General features: G+C 70.4%; 15 protein-coding genes and 1 pseudogene. 7 read left to right on the plus strand and 9 right to left on the minus strand.

The features are described 5' to 3' along the window. The first annotated feature begins 90 nt into the window (after window positions 1-90). From hisC to AC6F7H_RS13635, 5 genes are all read left to right on the plus strand, one after another. Window positions 91-1,170 (plus strand): histidinol-phosphate transaminase, encoded by a 1,080-nt coding sequence (hisC, locus tag AC6F7H_RS13615; RefSeq protein ID WP_500757272.1) that lies wholly within the window; start codon window positions 91-93, stop codon window positions 1,168-1,170. Between the two features lie 374 nt (window positions 1,171-1,544). Beyond that, window positions 1,545-3,050, plus strand: coding sequence for a cytochrome ubiquinol oxidase subunit I (locus tag AC6F7H_RS13620; protein WP_500757273.1), 1,506 nt, complete (start codon window positions 1,545-1,547; stop codon window positions 3,048-3,050). Between the two features lie 18 nt (window positions 3,051-3,068). After that, on the plus strand, window positions 3,069-4,073 hold the full coding sequence (gene cydB, locus AC6F7H_RS13625; protein ID WP_500757274.1) for a cytochrome d ubiquinol oxidase subunit II: 1,005 nt from the start codon (window positions 3,069-3,071) through the stop codon (window positions 4,071-4,073). Between the two features lie 12 nt (window positions 4,074-4,085). Beyond that, window positions 4,086-7,628: a thiol reductant ABC exporter subunit CydD gene (cydD, locus tag AC6F7H_RS13630; RefSeq protein WP_500757275.1), complete on the plus strand. Its 3,543-nt coding sequence runs from the start codon at window positions 4,086-4,088 to the stop codon at window positions 7,626-7,628. Between the two features lie 179 nt (window positions 7,629-7,807). Continuing rightward, complete coding sequence (locus tag AC6F7H_RS13635; RefSeq protein ID WP_500757276.1) at window positions 7,808-8,866, plus strand: M23 family metallopeptidase; 1,059 nt, start codon at window positions 7,808-7,810, stop codon at window positions 8,864-8,866. A gap of 14 nt (window positions 8,867-8,880) precedes the next feature. Here the strand turns inward: AC6F7H_RS13635 and AC6F7H_RS13640 are convergent, their stop codons facing one another. The 5 genes from AC6F7H_RS13640 to AC6F7H_RS13660 all read right to left on the minus strand — a co-directional run bounded on the left by AC6F7H_RS13640 (window position 8,881) and on the right by AC6F7H_RS13660 (window position 15,455). Continuing rightward, window positions 8,881-9,789, minus strand: coding sequence for an HAD family hydrolase (locus tag AC6F7H_RS13640; RefSeq protein ID WP_500757277.1), 909 nt, complete (start codon window positions 9,787-9,789; stop codon window positions 8,881-8,883). Between the two features lie 144 nt (window positions 9,790-9,933). Next, window positions 9,934-10,827 carry an LLM class flavin-dependent oxidoreductase gene (locus AC6F7H_RS13645; RefSeq protein ID WP_500757278.1) on the minus strand — a complete coding sequence of 298 codons (894 nt, stop codon included), beginning with the start codon at window positions 10,825-10,827 and terminating at the stop codon, window positions 9,934-9,936. A gap of 113 nt (window positions 10,828-10,940) precedes the next feature. After that, entirely contained in the window at window positions 10,941-11,303 is a 363-nt protein-coding gene (locus AC6F7H_RS13650) for a hypothetical protein (protein ID WP_500757279.1), read from the minus strand. Between the two features lie 73 nt (window positions 11,304-11,376). Next, a complete protein-coding gene (locus AC6F7H_RS13655; RefSeq protein WP_500757280.1) occupies window positions 11,377-12,609 on the minus strand; it encodes an SWIM zinc finger family protein in 1,233 nt (410 codons plus the stop codon). Beyond that, window positions 12,606-15,455, minus strand: coding sequence for an SCO1167/SCO6262 family helicase (locus AC6F7H_RS13660; protein WP_500757281.1), 2,850 nt, complete (start codon window positions 15,453-15,455; stop codon window positions 12,606-12,608). Before AC6F7H_RS13660 ends, AC6F7H_RS13655 begins: the two co-directional genes overlap by 4 nt. Window positions 15,456-15,720: 265 nt before the next feature. Between AC6F7H_RS13660 and AC6F7H_RS13665 the strand changes: the two genes are divergently transcribed. Continuing rightward, window positions 15,721-15,969, plus strand: coding sequence for a type II toxin-antitoxin system CcdA family antitoxin (locus AC6F7H_RS13665; RefSeq protein WP_500757282.1), 249 nt, complete (start codon window positions 15,721-15,723; stop codon window positions 15,967-15,969). Further along, window positions 15,966-16,367 (plus strand): DNA-binding protein, encoded by a 402-nt coding sequence (locus AC6F7H_RS13670; protein WP_500757283.1) that lies wholly within the window; start codon window positions 15,966-15,968, stop codon window positions 16,365-16,367. Before AC6F7H_RS13665 ends, AC6F7H_RS13670 begins: the two co-directional genes overlap by 4 nt. A 41-nt stretch (window positions 16,368-16,408) precedes the next feature. Here the strand turns inward: AC6F7H_RS13670 and AC6F7H_RS13675 are convergent, their stop codons facing one another. The 4 genes and pseudogenes from AC6F7H_RS13675 to AC6F7H_RS13690 all read right to left on the minus strand — a co-directional run bounded on the left by AC6F7H_RS13675 (window position 16,409) and on the right by AC6F7H_RS13690 (window position 18,897). Then, window positions 16,409-16,657, minus strand: coding sequence for an LLM class flavin-dependent oxidoreductase (locus tag AC6F7H_RS13675; RefSeq protein WP_500757284.1), 249 nt, complete (start codon window positions 16,655-16,657; stop codon window positions 16,409-16,411). An 11-nt stretch (window positions 16,658-16,668) separates the two neighbouring features. Then, window positions 16,669-17,541, minus strand: a complete 873-nt coding sequence (locus AC6F7H_RS13680; RefSeq protein WP_500757285.1) for a DUF72 domain-containing protein — start codon at window positions 17,539-17,541, stop codon at window positions 16,669-16,671. Between the two features lie 277 nt (window positions 17,542-17,818). Next, a pseudogene (locus AC6F7H_RS13685) lies at window positions 17,819-18,266 on the minus strand (hypothetical protein). 82 nt (window positions 18,267-18,348) lie between these two features. Beyond that, window positions 18,349-18,897, minus strand: coding sequence for an RNA 2'-phosphotransferase (locus AC6F7H_RS13690; protein WP_500757286.1), 549 nt, complete (start codon window positions 18,895-18,897; stop codon window positions 18,349-18,351). Window positions 18,898-18,916 lie beyond the last annotated feature (19 nt).

Here is an 18,916-nt window from a genome sequence, read left to right on the forward strand (position 1 = left end):
CTCTACTCCGCCGCGTCGAATCCTCATAAGGTGAGCAGTATTGGATGTCGGCGGCGGTCATGGGCCGCCGGTCTTCGGAGGAGGACTGCGGTGAGCGAGACGAGCCCCAAGCTGCGCGCCGAGCTGGAGGGTATTCCTACGTACAAACCGGGCAAGCCGGCGGCGGCCGGTGGTCCGGTGGCCTACAAACTGTCCTCCAACGAGAACCCGTATCCACCGCTGCCGGGTGTGATGGAGGCCATCGCCTCCGCGGCGTCCTCCTTCAACCGCTACCCCGACATGGCCTGCACGGCCCTGGTGGCGGAGCTGGCCGAGCGCTTCGCCGTCCCGGTCTCCCACCTGGCCACCGGCACCGGCTCGGTCGGCATCGCCCAGCAACTGCTGCAGGCCACCTCGGGCCCCGGCGACGAGGTGATCTATGGCTGGCGCTCGTTCGAGGCGTATCCGATCATCACCAGGATCAGCGGTGCCACCCCTGTGCAGGTGCCCCTGACCCCGGGCGATGTGCACGATCTCGACGCGATGGCCGAGGCGGTCACCGATCGGACCCGGCTCATCTTCGTCTGCAACCCCAACAACCCGACCGGCACGGTGGTCCGGCGGGCCGAACTGGAGCGCTTCCTCGACCGGGTGCCCCGCGATGTCCTGGTGGTGCTCGACGAGGCCTACCGTGAGTTCATCCGTGACCCCGAGGTACCGGACGGCGTGGAGATCTACCGGGAGCGGCCCAACGTCTGTGTGCTGCGGACCTTCTCCAAGGCCTACGGGCTGGCCGGGCTGCGCGTAGGTTTCGCGATCGCCCATGAGCCGGTGGCCGCGGCACTGCGCAAGACGGCGGTGCCGTTCGGTGTGAGCCAGGTCGCGCAGGACGCGGCGATCGCCTCGCTGCGTGCCGAGGACGAGCTCATCGGCCGGGTCGGTTCGCTGGTGTGTGAGCGCAACCGGGTCATGGACGCGCTGCGTGCTCAGGGCTGGAAGGTGCCCGAGAGCCAGGCCAACTTCGTGTGGCTGCGGCTGGGGGAGCGCACGGCGACGTTCGCGCAGGCGTGCGAGCAGGCGGGCGTGGTCGTCAGGCCGTTCCCTGGGGAGGGGGCGCGAGTGACGGTCGGCGAGACCGAGGCCAACGACATCTTCCTGAAGGTGACGGAGGCCTTCCGGAAGGAGCTGTAGCCGCCCGGGGCCTCGGACCGCCCCAGTCTCGCAACCGGAGCAGCCGGCCGACGGTTCAGCCGTCGGCCGGCTGTTGATGTTCCTCCCCTGGCAGCGTGTCGCCTTCATGTCGTCCCTGTCACCCCCTGTCACCCCCTGTCACCCCCTGTCACCCCCTGTCACCCCCTGTCACCTCCTGTCACCTCCTGTCTCCCCGAAGTGATCCCCAAGGGGGTTGACGTCACAGGGGACCCCCCTTCCGGATACGAAAAGCAGTAGGCCATAATTGCTTGTGAATGTGAACGCGTTCACAAGCGCATCCTGTTTCTTCCGAGATGTGGGGGACGAACGGGATCAAGCGGCTGCTGTGACACAGCGATGTAAGGAGCGACGACGTGGACCTGGCTCTGGCGCCGGAGACCCTGGCGCGATGGCAGTTCGGTATCACCACCGTCTACCACTTCCTCTTCGTTCCCCTGACGATCTCGCTGGCCGCCCTCACCGCCGGGCTGCAGACCGCCTGGGTGCGCACCGGGAAGGAGAAGTACCTCAAGGCGACGAAGTTCTGGGGCAAGCTCTTCCTGATCAACATCGCGATGGGCGTGGTCACCGGCATCGTGCAGGAGTTCCAGTTCGGCATGAACTGGTCCGACTACTCGCGGTTCGTCGGTGATGTCTTCGGCGCCCCGCTCGCCTTCGAGGCCTTGCTCGCCTTCTTCTTCGAGTCCACCTTCATCGGCTTGTGGATCTTCGGCTGGGACAAGCTGCCCAAGAAGATCCACCTGGCCTGCATCTGGATGGTCTCGCTCGGCACCCTGCTGTCCGCCTGGTTCATCCTCGCGGCCAACTCCTGGATGCAGCACCCGGTCGGCTACCGGATCAACGAGGAGAAGGGCCGCGCCGAGCTCACCGACTTCTGGTTGGTGCTCACCCAGAACACCACGCTCAACCAGGTCTTCCACAGCTTCTCGGCGGCCTTCCTGACGGGCGGCGCCTTCGTGGTGGGCATCGCGGCCTTCCACCTGATGCGCAAGAAGCACATACCCGTGATGCGGACGTCGCTCCGGCTCGGCCTGGTCACCATGGCGGTCGGCGGGCTGCTCACCGCGGTCAGCGGGGACACCCTCGGCAAGGTCATGTACGAGCAGCAGCCGATGAAGATGGCCGCCGCGGAGGCGCTGTGGGACGGCGAGGGCCCGGCACCGTTCTCCGTGTTCGCGTACGGAGACGTCGACAAGGGACACAACAAGGTCGCGTTGGAGATCCCCGGGCTGCTGTCCTTCCTCGCCCACGGTGACTTCGAGTCGCATGTGCCCGGAATCAACGACACCAATGAGGCCCTGCAGGAGGAGTTCGGGCCCGGTGACTACCGGCCCATCGTCCCCGTCGCCTACTGGAGCTTCCGATGGATGATCGGCTTCGGCATGGCGTCCCTGTCGCTCGCCCTGCTGGGACTCTGGCTCACGCGGAAGAGGTTCCTGCTGCCGGCCGCCCTGCGCACCGGGGAGGACGAGGTCCCGCATCTGGTGCTGCTGAAGAAGCCGCTCGGGACACGGCTCACCCGGCTGTACTGGCGCCTGGCGCTCTGGACGATGGCGTTCCCGCTGATCGCCAACGCCTGGGGATGGATCTTCACCGAGATGGGCCGGCAGCCCTGGGTCGTCTACGGCCTGATGCAGACCCGCCACGCGGTCTCCCCCGGTGTGTCCCAGGCCGAGGTCATCACCTCGATGAGTGTCTTCACCCTGCTCTACGCCGTCCTGGCCGTCATCGAGGTCAAGCTGCTCGCCAAGTACGTCAAGGCAGGTCCGCCCGAGCTCACCGAGGCCGACCTCAACCCGCCCACGAAGATCGGCGGCGATCCCCGTGACGCCGACAAGCCGATGGCCTTCTCGTACTAGGCCGAGGGAGCCACAGTCATGGAACTGCACAACGTCTGGTTCGTTCTGATCGCCGTCCTGTGGATCGGCTACTTCTTCCTGGAGGGCTTCGACTTCGGGATCGGGATCCTCACCCGGCTGCTCGCCCGCGACCGCACCGAGAAGCGGGTGCTGATCAACACCATCGGCCCCGTCTGGGACGGCAACGAGGTGTGGCTGCTCACGGCCGGCGGCGCGACCTTCGCCGCCTTCCCCGAGTGGTACGCCACGCTCTTCTCCGGCTTCTACCTGCCGCTGCTGGTCATTCTGGTCTGCCTGATCGTCCGAGGTGTCGCCTTCGAGTACCGGGCGAAGCGGCCGGAGGAGCGCTGGCAGCGCAACTGGGAGACGGCGATCTTCTGGACCTCGCTCATCCCCGCCTTCCTCTGGGGCGTGGCGTTCGGGAACATCGTGCGCGGAGTGAAGATCGACTCCGGGTTCGAGTACGTGGGCAACGTCTGGGATCTGCTCAACCCGTACGCCCTGCTGGGCGGCCTGGTCACGCTGACGCTCTTCACCTTCCACGGTGCGGTGTTCGCGTCGCTCAAGACCGTCGGTGAGATCCGGGGACGGGCGCGGCAGCTGGCGCAGCGCGTGGGGCTGGTCACGGCTGTACTGGCACTGGTCTTCCTGCTGTGGACGCAGGCCGACGGCGGTGACGGCGCGAGTCTGGTCGCACTGGTGGTCACGGTCGCCGCGCTGGTCGGCGCCCTGGTGGCGAACCGGACGGGGCGCGAGGGATGGTCGTTCACCCTGTCCGGTGTCACCATCGTGGCCGCCGTGGCGATGCTCTTCCTGACGCTCTTCCCGAACGTCATGCCGTCCACGCTGAACGCGGACTGGAGCCTCACCGTTACCAACGCCTCCTCCGGCCCCTACACCCTGAAGATCATGACCTGGCTCGCGGTGATCGCCGTTCCGTTCGTCATGCTCTACCAGGGCTGGACGTACTGGGTCTTCCGTAAGCGGATCGGCACCCAGCACATCGCCGATCCCGTGCACTGAGGTGTGTTTCACGTGAAACCAATCGACCCGCGACTGCTCCGCTACGCCCGTGCCACACGACTCTTCCTGGTGGCGGTCGTCACCCTGGGCGTCGTCGGCGCGGGACTGGTGATCGCTCAGGCCATGCTCATCGCCGAGGTGGTGGTGGGTGCCTTCCAACACGGCCTGGACCTGACCGAACTCGGCACTCCCATGGTGCTCCTGGCCTGTGTCGCGGTCGGCCGTGCCCTGGTCGGCTGGCTCACCGAGCTGGCCGCGCACCGGGCGAGCGCGGCGGTCAAGTCGGAGCTTCGGGGTCGGCTGCTGGAGCGGGCCACGGCACTCGGCCCGGGATGGCTGACCGGGCAGCGGACCGGTTCACTGGTCGCCCTGGCGACCCGTGGGGTCGACGCCCTCGACGGTTACTTCTCGCGCTATCTGCCCCAGCTGGGGCTCGCTGTGGTCGTTCCGGTGGCGGTGCTGGCGCGGATCGTCACCGAGGACTGGGTCTCGGCGGCGATCATCGTCGTCACCCTGCCGCTCATCCCGGTCTTCATGATGCTGATCGGCTGGGTGACCCAGTCCCGGATGGACCGGCAGTGGGAGCTGCTGTCCCGGCTGTCCGGCCACTTCCTGGACGTCGTCGCCGGCCTGCCGACGCTGAAGGTGTTCGGGCGGGCCAAGGCGCAGGCGGAGTCGATCCGACGGATCACCGCCGAGTACCGCCGGGCGACCATGCGGACCCTGCGGATCGCCTTCATCTCCTCCTTCGCGCTGGAACTTCTCGCCACCCTCTCGGTGGCGCTGGTCGCCGTGACGACCGGCATGCGGCTCGTGTACGGCGAGATGGACCTGTACACCGGCCTGCTCATCCTGATCCTCGCGCCCGAGGCGTATCTGCCGCTGCGGCAGGTCGGTACGCAGTACCACGCCGCGGCGGAGGGACTGGCCGCCGCCGAGGAGATCTTCTCGGTCCTGGAAACGCCCGTGCCGACGCCGGGGACCGGCGCGGTGCCGTCGGGTGCCCTGTCCTTCGAGGGCGTGACCGTCCGCCATCCCGGACGGTCGGCGGACGCGTTGTCGAACGTGTCCTTCTCCGTCGAGCCGGGGGAGACGGTCGCGCTCGTCGGGCCGAGCGGGGCCGGCAAGTCGACGTTGCTGAACGTGTTGCTGGGCTTCGTGCGGCCGACCGAGGGACGGGTGCGGATCGGGGGAGCCGATCTCGCCGGTGTCGATCCGACACAGTGGCACAGCCGGGTGGCCTGGGTGCCGCAGCGACCGCACCTGTACGCCGGGACGATCGCCGAGAACGTACGCCTGGCCCGGCCCGACGCGGATGACGACGCCGTTCGCCGCGCCCTGCTGGACGCGGGCGCCCTGGAATTCGTGGACGCGCTGCCCGAGGGCGCCGACACCGCGCTGGGCGAGGACGGGTCGGGACTGTCCGCAGGGCAGCGGCAACGGCTCGCGCTGGCCCGCGCCTTCCTCGCGGACCGGCCCGTGCTGCTGCTCGACGAGCCGACGGCCGCGCTGGACGGAGCCACCGAGGCCGAGGTCGTGGCAGCGGTACGGCGGCTGGCGGCCGGTCGGACCGTGCTGCTGGTGGCGCACCGGCCGGCTCTGCTGGCGGTGGCGGACCGCGTGGTGCGCGTGACGGAACCCGCTCCCGGTGACCGGGCGCGGCCCGGACCGGCGGACCACGTCGGCGTCGACCGGGAGCCTCTGCTCACCGAACGCACCCCCGGTGCCGCTCCCTCCTCCGCCGAAGGCTCGGCGCGGTCCGGACCGGAGGGCGTCCGGGCAGAGGCTGCCGCGGAGACCGGCGCGCGTGGCGTGCTGGCCCGCGTCCGCGCGCTGTCCGGTGCCCGACGAGGGCGACTCACGTTCGCGCTGCTGCTCGGCAGTGTCGCGCTGGGCAGCGCCGTGGGCCTCATGGCGACGTCCGGATACCTCATCTCCCGGGCCTCGCAGCAGCCGCCCGTGCTCTATCTGATGATCGCCGTGACGGCGACGCGGGCCTTCGGCCTCGCACGGGCCGTGTTCCGGTACGCCGAGCGACTCGTGTCGCACGACGCGGTGCTGCGGATGCTGGCCGACACCAGGGTCGCCGTGTACCGGCGGCTGGAGCGGCTGGCACCTGCCGGACTGCGAGGGACACGCCGGGGCGATCTGCTCTCCCGACTGGTCGCCGACGTGGACGAGCTGCAGGACTACTGGCTGCGCTGGCTGCTTCCGGCGGGTGCGGCGATGGTCGTCTCGGCTCTGTCCGTCGGCTTCACGGCCTGGCTGCTCCCCGAGGCCGGAGCCGTGCTCGTGGCCGGGCTGCTCGCGGCGGGAGCCGGTGTACCGGCGATCACGGGTGCCGTGGCCCGGCGTGCGGAGCGCCGACTGGCGCCCGCCCGCGGAGTCCTCGCGACCCGCGTCACCGACCTGCTCACCGGAACCGCGGAGCTGACGGTCGCGGGCGCCCTGCCCACGCGGACCACAGAGACACGACGGGCCGACGGAGTGCTCACCCGGATCGCCTCGCGCGCGGCCACCGCCACCGCCCTCGGAGACGGACTCACCGCACTGATCTCGGGCCTGACCGTCACGGCCGCGGCTCTCGTCGGCGTACAGGCGGTGGCCGCCGGCCGACTGGACGGCGTGGCGCTGGCCGTCGTCGTCCTCACCCCGCTGGCGGCCTTCGAGGCCGTACTCGGACTGCCGCTCGCCATGCAGCACCGGCAGCGAGTGCGCAAGAGCGCCGAGCGCGTGTACGAGGTACTGGACGCCCCGGTGCCCGTACAGGAGCCGGAACGGCCCCGGCAGGCGCCCGCGTCGCCGTTCCCGCTCGTGGTCAAGGGGCTCGAGGCCCGGCACGCCGGGCAGGAACGGGACGCGCTCGCCGGGCTGGACCTGAGGCTGGAGCAGGGCCGCAGGATCGCGGTGGTCGGCCCGTCCGGCTCCGGCAAGACGACGCTCGCACAGGTGCTGTTGCGGTTCCTGGACCCGGGGGCGGGCTCGTACACGCTGGCCGGTGTGGACGCGTACGCCTTGGACGGCGACGACGTGCGACGGCTGGTCGGACTGTGCGCGCAGGACGCCCACCTCTTCGACAGCTCGGTGCGCGAGAACCTGCTGCTCGCGAAGCGGGACGCCACCGAGGGCGAACTGCGCGACGCGCTCGCCCGTGCCAGGCTGCTGGAGTGGGCCGACAGTCTGCCCGACGGCCTGGACACCCTCGTCGGCGAGCACGGGGCACGGCTCTCCGGGGGCCAGCGGCAACGCCTGGCGCTGGCCAGGGCGTTGCTCGCGGACTTCCCCGTGCTGGTGCTGGACGAGCCCGCGGAGCACCTCGACCTGCCGACCGCGGACGCGCTCACCGCCGATCTGCTGACCGCCACCGAGGGCCGTACGACACTGCTCATCACCCACCGGCTGGCCGGACTGGCGGCGGTGGACGAGGTGATCGTGCTGGACGAGGGACGCGTGGTGCAGCGCGGAGCATACGGGGAACTGGCCGCTGTGGCCGGGCCGTTGCGGCGGATGCTGCGGCGCGAGGCCGAGTCGGACCGGCTGGCGGTGGTGAACTGACCGGGACGCGGAGTCCGGGACGCCACAAGCGTGACCACGGGGGGCACGCGTGACAAGGCGTCAACCCCGACCGGATGAGCCCCTTTTCGGCGGTATCGCTGGTCCATCCGGGTCGTACGCTCCCCCAGGCGTACGACATGAACAGGACCGGGTGCCCGAGCGGCGCAAGGATCGCTGTCATGCGCCTCACCCGCCGTCATCCGCTGCTCGTCGCCGTGCCGCTGTGCGCGCTCGCCGTGCTCGCCGCCCGGCCCATCGACGGCGAGGTGCCCCAGGCCCCCGGCCATGGCCCGCAATCCGGTATCAGCACACAGGTGGTGCGGCTTTATGAGGAAGCGGCCGCGGCGACCCTGAAGTACGAGGCGGGCAGGCGCGAGGCCGACCGGCAGCGGGCCGAGGCACAGCGGCTGGAGAAGCTGCTCGACCGGGAGCGGGAGGAGTCCGCTGTTTTGCGCGGGGATCTGGGCCGGATCGCGCGGTCCCAGTACCGCACCGGTGGTGGGGTGCCGCTGACCGCGCACATCCTCCTCGCGGACGATCCCGAGGAGATGATGCGAGGTCAGCGAGCCCTGTGGAAGGCGCATGTGATCCTCGACCACGCGATCGAGAAGAACGCACGGGCCGAGGCACGGATCGCCCGTGACGAGGCGAAGGCGGCGGGAGCGTGGAAAGCGCTGGAAAAGCGGAACAAGGAACTCGCCGACCTGAAGAACGGCATCGAGCAGAAACTCGAGACGGCGCGGTGGCAGCTGCAGGGGCAGGCGGACGCCTCGGTCACGGCCGGCTCCTGCCGTGGTGCGGTGCGGCTCGACCAGCCGGAGTTCCGGTTCACCGATTCCTGGGTGTCACCGGTGGAGACCTATGTGCTGTCCGCGTCCTACGGGAGTGGCGGCGCACTCTGGGCGAACCGGCACACCGGGCAGGACTTCGCGGTGCCGATCGGCACGCCGGTGCGGTCCGTGGGCACGGGCAGGGTGGTGAAGGTGTCCTGCGGAGGGGCCTTCGGCATCGAGATCGTGGTCCAGCACACGGGCGGCTACTACACGCAGTACGCCCATCTGGCCGCCGTCGCCGTCGACCAGGGCGACCGTGTCTCGCCCGGGCAGTGGATCGGCCAGTCCGGGACCAGCGGCAACTCCACCGGACCACATCTGCATTTCGAGGTGCGGGTCACACCGGAGATGGGCTCGGCGGTGGATCCGGTGTCGTGGCTGGCACAACGAGGCCTGACCCTCTGAGCGGGCCCCGACGCTCAGGAGTGTTCCGCAAGCAGTTGCTCGATCACCACGGCCACTCCGTCCTCGTTGTTGGCGACCGTCTGCCCCGAGGCGGCGGCGAGGACGTCCGGGTGGGCATTGCTCATCGCATAGGAACGGCCCGCCCAGGTGAGCATCTCGATGTCGTTGGGCATGTCCCCGAACGCCACGACCTGCTCGTGTGAGATTCCGCGCTCGGCGCAGCACAGGGCGAGCGTGCTCGCCTTGGACACGTCGGGACCGCTGATCTCCAGCAGGGCGCTCGGGCTGGAGCGGGTGACGTTGGCACGGGTGCCGATGGCCAGCCGTGCCAAGGTGAGGAAGGCGTCGGGGTCGAGTTCGGGGTGGTGGGCGAGGATCTTGAGCACCGGTTCGCCGGCGGCGGGGGCGTCCGGCGCCAGCAGTTCCTCGGCCGGGGCCAGGAGGTCCGGGACCTCCATGTGCAGCTTCGGGTACGCCGGCTCCTGGTTGAAGCCGTAGGTCTGCTCGACGGCGTACACGGTGCCCGGTGCGGCGTCGCGCAGCAGCCGCACCGCGTCCAGCGCGTTCTGCCGGGCGAGCTCCCGCACCTTCACGAAGCGGTGGGTGCCGGGGCCGCCGTGCAGGTCGACGACGGCGGCGCCGTTGCCGCAGATGGCGAGCCCGTGGCCGTGGACATGGTCGCTGACGACGTCCATCCAGCGGGCCGGGCGGCCGGTGACGAAGAAAACCTCGATGCCCGCCTCCTCGGCGGCGGCCAGTGCGGCGACCGTGCGGGGGGACACCGACTTGTCGTCGCGCAGCAGGGTGCCGTCGAGGTCGGTGGCGATGAGCCGCGGTGGGGTGACGGGGCTGCCTTCCTGCTCGAGCGAGGTCGAGAACTGGGGAGAGCCCGGAGCCGCGGGCTGTCGGATCGCTGAGGTCACCCGGTCATTGTCCCGTATGCGCCCGCACGACCGTGCGGCACTCCGCACATGTGAGTGGTTACCGCTCTTCGACGCTCCCCGGAGTCCTCGATGAAGCGGTTGCCGTGGGGGCACGGGCATTGTCCCGCCCGGTCGGGCTCCTGTTCAGGACAGCTGCGTCGGCGCCTCCATGGCGATCCGCTCGAAGATCTTCTGGTCCGCCGCGAAGTCCGAGTCCGGGATGGGCCAGTGGAGCACGATCTCGGTGAAGCCCAGCTCCGTGTGGCGGCCCGCGAAGTCGACGAACGCGTCCAGGGACTCCAGCGGACGGCCCCGGTCCGGGGTGAATCCCGTGAGCAGGATCTTGTCCAGTTCGGCCACGTCCCGCCCGCGCTCGGCGCAGGCGTCGGCCAGCTTCTCCACCTGACCGCGAATGGCGTGAACCGACTGTTCGGGTGTGCCGCTCTCGTACAGCTTCGGGTCTCCCGTGGTCACCCACGCCTGCCCGTGCCGTGCGGCGAGCCGCAGTCCGCGCGGTCCGGTGGCGGCCACGGCGAACGGCAACCGGGGCCGCTGCACACAACCCGGGATGTCGCGGGCCTCGTGCGCCGCGTAGAAGTCGCCCTGGTACGACACGGAGTCCTCGGTGAGCAGCCGGTCGAGCAGGGGAACGAACTCCGCGAAGCGGTCGGCCCGCTCGCGCGGTGTCCACGGCTCCTGGCCGAGCGCGGTGGCGTCGAAACCGGTTCCGCCCGCGCCGATACCGAGGGTGACGCGCCCACCGGAGATGTCGTCGAGGGAGATCAGCTCCTTGGCGAGGGTCACCGGGTGCCGGAAGTTCGGCGAGGTGACGAGGGTACCCAATCGCATACTCTGTGTAGCCATCGCTGCTGCGGTCAGCGTGGGTACCGCCCCGAACCACGGCCCGTCCCGGAAGCTGCGCCAGGACAGGTGGTCGTAGGTGTAGGCGGCGTGAAACCCGAGGTCTTCGGCGCGCCGCCAGATCTGCTGTCCCTCGCTCCAACGATGGATGGGAAGGATTACGGTGCTCAGTCGCATGCCTAGGACCCTATGCTCCCGTGACTGCGAGCGAGGGGGGAGGCAGACCTCACCGGCTGGGGCTGCGTCGGTACGCGTGGAGTCCGTGCCCTCCGGAGCGGTACCGGCGCCCTTCAGTTCTCGCGGTAGCGCGCGAAGACGCGGGCGCGCTCCTGTTCCCAGGTCCAGTCCGCTGCCATCCGGTGAAACGGGGCTCCGCCCGCCAGTTCGAAGAACTGGCCCGCCGGCCTGCCGGTCGCCTTCAGGAGCACGATGGCGGAGAGCATGGGCTCGATCCCCTCGCTGTCCCGGCGGCAGGCATCACCGAGCAGGTGGCTGATGATCAGGCCGCGGTAGTGGACGTGGTGGCCCTTCGCCTTCAGCTCTTCGCTGAGGGACTTGTACCAGCCATCGGTACGGCCCTCCCGTGCCCAGCGCCGAAGGATCTCCATCGTCTCGTTCAGCGCTGCCTCGTATTCGGCGTCGCCCTGTCTCATCCGGACCTCCCCCATCCGTGGTGGCTGCCACCGTATCCGGTAACGGTGGGTGCCGTGCTCGCCACCGTCGGTGTCACGTCCCGGTTTGCTGCCAGACCGCGGTCAGTGCCGAGACCGGGTCGGTGTCGGCCGGTGCCGCGGGCCACCATTCGCCGTCGTCCTGGAGGCAGGGGTACCAGCGGGCGTCGGGACCCAGGCGCAGCTGGATGCCGTGGTCGGTGAGGGTGAGGCGGTTGCGCCAGGCCCGAAGAGGGACAGGGGCGGTGGCCATCTCGGTGAGGGCCGCGGTCAGGGCGGTACGGGCGGCCGTCATCATCGCCGGGTCGGGGGTGTGCGGCTGTTCGGCGACGGTGAGGCCGGTGGGGCCGCCGTGGCGCCAGGCGCGGGTGAGGCGGGCGAACGTGGTCGGTTTGGTGCCGGTGTTCTGGGTCAGGTGGTGGAACCACTCGGGTCCGGGGCTGCTCGCGGCGATGCGTACGGCGTCCTGGTGCTGGGTCAGGTGCAGGCTGGCGGTGTCGCCGGCCAGGATTTGCGCGGCGCGTGCGGCGGTGTCGGTCATGAGGCGTTCCAGGTCCGTGGTGGCCAGGCCGGTGCCGGAGGGCGGGGCGACAGGCAGCGCGATGGCGTGGCCGGCCGGGGCGGGAGGTCCGGGCAGCCGGGCGGTGTGTTCGGCCCAGTGGGCGTACGCGGCGGCAGCCGGGATGCCGGTCGGGGCCGGTGGGGCGGTGGTCTCCTGGGCTGCCGTACGGAGTGAGCGCAGCTGGGTGAGAACCTCCTCGCGACTGCGGCCGCGCAGCGCGAAGAGCACGAACGGGTCGGCGTCGATGGTGGCGGCTATGGCGTAGCAGAGCGCGGCGGCGTGCTTGCAGGGGTATCCCCAGTCGGGGCAGGAGCAGTCCGGGTCGAGTTCGGTGGGCTGCGGGAGCAGGGGGACGCCTGCCCGGCGGGCGTCGTCGACGAGTTCGGCGGGCATCTCGCCGTCGAGGAGCGCGGCGAGATGCCCGGCGCGGGCCGCGATGGTGTCGAGCAGGGTGTCCCACCGGGTGTCGGTGAGGACGGGCAGGTGGACCGAGGAGCGGTAGGGGCGCGGCCGGCTGCCTTGGACGGCGGCCTTGACCTGGCCCGGGGAGATGGTGACCGGGCCGACCATGCCCTTGCGGGCGTAGGTACGTCCGCGGGACAGACGCCCGGCGTCCAGGGTGGAGTCCTCCAGGGCCGCCACCCATGCCTGGCCCCACCAGGTCGCGGCGAAGGCGCGCCTGCCGCGGGCGGGCGCGCGGCGCGGGCCGGGCAGCGAGGGGCTCATGACTGCCTCCCCAGGGCGACGAGTTCGGCGAGGTCGGCGTCGGACAGTTCGGTCAGGGCGGCCTCACCGGATCCGATGACGGCGTCGGCGAGCGCGCGCTTGGATTCGAGCAGCTTGGCCACCTTGTCCTCCACAGTGCCCTCCGCGATGATCTTGTGCACCTGGACGGGCCTGTCCTGACCGATGCGATAGGCGCGGTCGGTTGCCTGGTCCTCGACGGCCGGGTTCCACCAGCGGTCGTAGTGCACGACGTGGGTGGCGCGGGTGAGGTTGAGTCCGGTGCCCGCGGCCTTCAACGACAGTAGGAACACCGGCACTTCACCGCGTTGGAAGCGTTCCACCATCTCCTCGCGCCGTGCGACGGGGGTGCCGCCGTGCAGGAAGAGGGTGGGGATGCCGCGCTCGGCGAGATGTTTCTCCAGGAGGGTCGCCATCTGCTTGTATTGGGTGAAGACCAGCACCGACTCGCCCTCGGCGGTGATGGTGGCGAGCAGTTCGTCGAGCAGGTCGAGCTTGCCGGAGCGGCCGCGCAGCGGCGTGGACTGGCGCAGGCTGTGCTCTTTCAAATACTGGGCCGGGTGGTTGCAGATCTGCTTCAGCGCGGTGAGCAGCTTGAGCACCAGACCACGGCGGGCGATGCCCTCGGATGCCGTGATCTCCGCCAGGGTCTCGCGGACCACCGCCTCGTACAGGCTGGTCTGCTCGGCCGTCAGCGAGACGACGCGGTCGGTCTCGGTCTTGGCCGGCAGTTCGGGCGCGATGCCCGGGTCGGACTTCCTGCGGCGCAGCAGGAACGGACGGACGAGACGGGACAGTCGCTCGGCGACCTCGGGATCCTCGCCCGACTCGATGGCGCGGGCGTGCCGGTCCCGGAACGCGGTGAGCGAGCCGAGGAGTCCGGGTGTGGTCCAGTCGAGGAGCGCCCATAGTTCGGAGAGGTTGTTCTCCACCGGGGTACCGGTGAGGGCGACGCGGGCACGGGCGGGCAAGGCGCGCAGCTCGCGGGCGGTGACGGCGTAGGGGTTCTTGACGTGCTGGGCTTCGTCGGCGGCGACCAGCGACCAGGCGGCCTCGGCGAGGACTGCGCGGTCGCGGCGCAGCACCCCGTAGGTGACCAGGACGATCTCGTCGCCGGCCAGATCGTCGAGGTGGCGGTCGCCGCCGTGGTAGCGGCGCACGGGAGTGGAGGGCGCGAACCTGGCCGCCTCGCGCTGCCAGTTGCCGAGCAAGGAAGCAGGACAGACGACGAGCGTGGGGCCCGCGGTGGCGGGGTCGGTCTGGCGGTGCAGATGCAGGGCGAGAAGAGTGATGGTCTTGCCCAGGCCCATGTCGTCGGCGAGGCAGCCGCCGAGACCGAGTCCGCACATCTCGGCCAGCCAGGCGAGGCCCCGCTTCTGGTAGTCGCGCAGTGTGGCCTTGAGCGCGGCGGGCTGTGGGGCGGGAGTACGCGACTCGGGATCGCGGATACGGGCGACGAGGTCGCCGAGTGCGCCGACCGCCTCACAGGGGATCGGCTCGCCGTCCCTCTCCATCTCGCCGGTCAGCGCGGCGCTCAGCGCCTCCATGGGGGTGAGCGGCTCCATCCGGCGGCGCCGGGCGCGGGCCACCAGCTTCGGGTCGGCGACCACCCACTGGTCACGCAGCCGGACGAGGGGGCGGCGGGCCTCGGCGAGGGCGTCCATCTCGGCCTCGGTGAGCGGCTCGCCGCCGAGCGAGACCTGCCAGCGGAAGCCGAGGAGAGCGTCGGCGTCGAGGAGACCGCCCGCGCTGGAGCCAGGGGCGGTGCGCTGCCCGATCTCCGCGGTCGCGGTGAGCGCCTTGACCAGCTCGCGCGGCCAGTGCACGTCGATACCGGCCGCGCGCAGCGCGTCGGTGGCGTCCCCCAGCAGGTCGAAGGCTTCGTCGTCGGTCAGCCGGAGCACGTCGGGTGCGGTGTCCTTCAGTAGCCGTTGGAGCGGTGGCCAGACACGGGCACCGCGGCGCAGTGCGAGCAGTGTCTCGGTCTCGGCGCGCGGGCCGAGCAGCCGCTCCACTTCGGCCGGCTTGCTCCACAGCCGTGCGGCCTCGACGACGAGCGCCGGATCCGCCGCGGTGTGCAGCTGCAGGGCGGCCCGGAACTGCCGGTGCCGCCCCCCGGGCAGGTCGACGCGCAGGGAGACGCCGACCTCGGCGGTGAACGCGGCGGCGGTCTCCTCGGCCCACTCGCGCAGGGCGGGCACGGCACGCGTCTCGCGCCAGGCGTACGGCAGCGCTCCCATGGCGAGTGGCGCGGCCGGAGTGCGGACCAGGTCGTCGGCGACCGCATCGCAGAACTGGCGTACCAACGCGGCCGGTTCCACGATCCGCAGTGGGGCGGTACCGGGCTCGGGCAGACAGTGGGCGTGGGGCGGGAAGGCGGCGGCGAGGGCGTCCAGCGTCTGCCGCTGCGCGGCGGTGAAGGGGCCCGCCCGCCAGGTGTCGTAGCCGGCGGTGGTGAGGGTGGGATGGAGCCGTCCGTCGGCGAGCAGCCGCAGCGCGAAGCGGGCGGCGGCCTGCCAGGCTGCGGCGGACGGATGTGCCGACTGCGCCCCGACCAGGGCGGACACGGCAACGGCGACGGGCAGCGCGTAGCCGTCCACCCTGCGTCGTCTTACCGAGCGGCCATGCGGCAGCACCAGTTCCACCGAGCTGGTCTCCACGCCCGCTGGCCTGACACCGCCCCCGGTGACCGCCCCGGAGGGCTGCCAGAGCAGGAGCCGCCCGAGACGGGCTGGCTCTCCGGGCAGGAACACCGCTGCCCAGCCCCCGTCGAGAAGCTCCCGCGCCCAGGCGGCCGCCTCGGGGGTAACCAGTGGTGGTGCGCTCATTGTGCCCGGTTCTCGTACGACGATCCGTGCCACTCTTTTCCGCTCCATCGTCATCCGGGTGGCCCTCGCGGCCCACGCCACCACCGGACTTCACCACGCACTGTCACCCACCGGCAAGCTCGGGCCATGCCCTCACGGGTGGGAACGGGGCTTGTCGGCCGCGGGCCTGTATACGTTGGGCGGATGGGGTCGCCGGCTGCGTCCTTGGGCGTGAGGATTGCCGACGGACGACCGCAGGCCGCGCATACCGCAGTATGCTCAGAGCGTGGCGGACACGACACGCATTACGGTGACCCTGCCGACCGACCAGGTCGCCGAACTGAGGAAGCTCACCGACAACGTCTCCGGATATGTCGCCGAGGCGGTGGCGCGTCAGCTACGGCACCAGTTGCTCGGCGCCGACCTGCAGCGTCACCAGGAAGAGCACGGGGCGTTCACCGAGGAAGAATTGGCCGAGGCCCGCTCCAGGATCTTCGGCACGGCGGATGTCGGCGGATCGGCGAGCGCGGCGTGATTGAGCACGTCGAGACCGTCGTCCTGGACTCCCGGGGGCTCTCCACCTGGATCGCCCAGGACCGCAAGATTCTCGCGATATTTCAGGTGTTCCACACCATGGGTGCCGATTTCGTCATCGACGCCAACACCATCGTGGAAGTCAGCCATGCGCGGGTGAACATGCCTCGACTGCAGTGGGTGCTCTCCCGCGTCAAGGTTGAGCCGGTGACCGAGGGCGCCGCGAAAGCATCCGCGGAACTACTCAAGGCTGCAGGGCTGCACGGCCACAAGTACGCGATCGACGCGACCGTCGCTGAGGTGGCACTGCGCCAGCCGGGTCCGGTGGCCATGCTGACGTCCGATGTCGACGACATGGCCCGATTGTGCGGCGACCGCGTCCGGCTCATCGGTATCTGAGCGGGCAACTGCGCTCGCTGACCGAAGGGAATCTTCTCAGGTCACGCTGCGATAGGTGAAAAAGGCTTGACTGAAGTGACGAGCGTGCCGAGCCGGAGCCGTTCGGTGGCCGCCGCGGCGGCGGTGAGCGTGGGGACCGCGCCGAACCAGGGGCCGTCCCGGAAGGTCCGCCAGGACAGGTGGTCGTAGGTGTAGGCGGCGTGGGAGCCCAGCTCCTCGGCGCGCCGCCATTTGTCGCGGTCCCCCTCGTGCCAGCGGTCGATCGGCAGGATCACAGTGCTCAGTCGCATGGGGGACGACCCTACGAGAGACCGAGCAGGTGCCGCATCGACTGCGCGGCGCGGACGGCGGCGTCACCGCAGCAGTTGTTGAACAGGACGTGGACCTCCCGAGCCTGCTCGGCCATCTTGCGGACGCGCGGTGTCCACTCGGAGAGCTCTTCGGGCGTGTACGAGTGGCGGAACCTCTCTTCCTTGGTACCGGCCCCCCACGCGCTGTTGCGGCCGTGGAAGCGCACCAGGGCGAGTTTCGGGGTGGTGACCCGTACGACCGGTGGCACGGAAGCGGGAAGCGTCTGCACCATGTCCACGGCCACGGCGGCCGTGTCCAGCTCCGCCAGCAGGGCGGTCGTCGCATCGACCTGTTCCTCGCGCCACCAGCCGGGGTGGCGGAACTCCACGGCCATCGGCCATCCCGCGGCACGCTCACGGCACCGGCGCAGGAATTCCACCGCCGGCCTCCCCGGTACGAGCCGGTGCGGGAACTGGAAAACCAGCGTCCCCAGACGGCCGGACGCGCGCAGTGGTTCGAGGGCCGCGCTGTACCGGTCCCACACCTCGTCGAGCAGCCCGGGATCGACACCTGCCCGCCCCCGCTGCCGTGCCAGGGCCGGTCGCAGCTCGGCGGGCAGCGCTTCGGGCCGTGTCGGATGTCCGGTGAGCAGGGAGAACGCCTTCACGTCGAACCGGAAGCCCTCAGGGGTGCGGTCGGTCCACAGAAGACTGTTACGGGCGCTGGGCAGCCCGTAATAGGTGGAGTCCACCTCTGCCACCGGGAACAGTGTGGCGTAGTGCCGCAGTCTGCCCTCCGTGTCACGGTGGCCTGCCGGATACCAGCCGCTGGACACCAGCGCCTTGTCCGTCCACGAGCAGGTTCCGACCCGGATCTCTCCCATACCGCCTGTCTTCCCCGCATGCGGTGACGGATTCATCATGCGGTGACGGATTCGTTCGGCACGTGGGGCCATCCGCCCGGCGGTCCGCAACGGACCCCGGTGGTTCCGCCGGGGCCGCCGGTCAGGATCGGGAGCGCAGCGCACCACGGCCCGTACCGGAAGGATCAGGGTGTTCAGGCGCAGGCCCATGCCTTCGAGACCAGAGCCTGCTCGACTCTGAGCACCCTGGTGTTTCACGTGAAACGATCAATGCAAAAAGCTCACCGCGCGCGCTCAGTCAGGGTGTGAGAACGATCATCGGGATGAACTCCTTGCGCGTCCGGTCCCCGGGCAGCGGCACCATCAGAAAGTGACCCGGCGGGAAGCGCCGCCCTTTGACGTGGGCGAGGCCGCCGAAGACGGAGCGAAGGAAGGCCGGGACCTCGTCGCGGGGGATGTCGGGGCACTCCACGCCCTCCACGTCGATCAGTGCGTCGTCCTCGGGACAGAGCCGCACACTGACCCTGGGCAGGCCGCCGAACTCGACGTAGGCCTCATGAGGGAGGGAGCCGGCCGGGTCGGTGGTGACTCCCACGCCCGCCGCGGTGCGGCGTGACGTCTGGTCGGCGCCCACGTCATGGGTGACCTTGATCTCGAGGATCTCGCGATCGTAACCTCTCGGCGAGCGCCCGAAGGGCGGCGACGGCGGCCTCGGTGATGGGCAGACGGTCCATACCGCTGATCATGCGGTGGCGTCGACCGTCGGGAAAGTGCGGCAGCAACACCCAGGAGGAACTCGCGGGTGGCGGAGCCGGGGGAACCGCCGTGTCAGTGGCTCTCGGAGAACCGCAGATACCGAGCGGGTACGGCGGCGGTCAGCCATACGCCGTTCGCGCTCACCCGGAAGACGTGGCCGTCGCGGTGCATGGCTGCCGCGTCCACGGAGAGCACCACCGGGCGGCCCCTGCGGGCGCCGACGCGGGCCGCCGTCGCGCGGTCGGCGGAGAGGTGCACGTCGTGCCGGTCCATGGGCAGAAGACCCTTGGCGCGGATGGCGGGCAAGTGACGGCCGACGGTGCCGTGGAAGAGGTACGGCGGTGGGACGGCCGACGGCAGTCCCAGGTCGACCTCGACGCTGTGACCCTGACTGGCGCGAATCCGGGTGCCCTCGATCGCGAAGCGCTGTTTGTCGTTGGCGGCGACCACGTGCTCCAGTTCCGCCCGGGTGAACCGGAAACCGTGTGCGGTCGCCGCGGCGATCAGCGCCTCGATCTCGACCCAGCCGGCCTCGTCGAGGGCGAGCCCGATCTCCTCAGGCGTATGGCGCAGATGCCTGGCGAGGTACTTCGACACCTTCACGGTGCGTCTCCCATCCATCCGTCCAGCCTGCCGGAAG

This window comes from Streptomyces sp. MMS24-W38 (assembly GCF_059889265.1).

Bases quoted from the DNA above. Each gene is read 5' to 3' on its own strand.
- cydB (WP_500757274.1), top strand. From the start codon at position 3,069: ATGGAACTGCACAACGTCTGGTTCGTTCTGATCGCCGTCCTGTGGATC.
- AC6F7H_RS13635 (WP_500757276.1), top strand. From the start codon at position 7,808: ATGCGCCTCACCCGCCGTCATCCGCTGCTCGTCGCCGTGCCGCTGTGC.
- AC6F7H_RS13645 (WP_500757278.1), bottom strand. From the start codon at position 10,827: ATGCGACTGAGCACCGTAATCCTTCCCATCCATCGTTGGAGCGAGGGA.
- AC6F7H_RS13650 (WP_500757279.1), bottom strand. From the start codon at position 11,303: ATGAGACAGGGCGACGCCGAATACGAGGCAGCGCTGAACGAGACGATG.
- AC6F7H_RS13655 (WP_500757280.1), bottom strand. From the start codon at position 12,609: ATGAGCCCCTCGCTGCCCGGCCCGCGCCGCGCGCCCGCCCGCGGCAGG.
- AC6F7H_RS13660 (WP_500757281.1), bottom strand. From the start codon at position 15,455: ATGAGCGCACCACCACTGGTTACCCCCGAGGCGGCCGCCTGGGCGCGG.
- AC6F7H_RS13675 (WP_500757284.1), bottom strand. From the start codon at position 16,657: ATGCGACTGAGCACTGTGATCCTGCCGATCGACCGCTGGCACGAGGGG.
- AC6F7H_RS13680 (WP_500757285.1), bottom strand. From the start codon at position 17,541: ATGGGAGAGATCCGGGTCGGAACCTGCTCGTGGACGGACAAGGCGCTG.
- AC6F7H_RS13690 (WP_500757286.1), bottom strand. From the start codon at position 18,897: ATGGATGGGAGACGCACCGTGAAGGTGTCGAAGTACCTCGCCAGGCAT.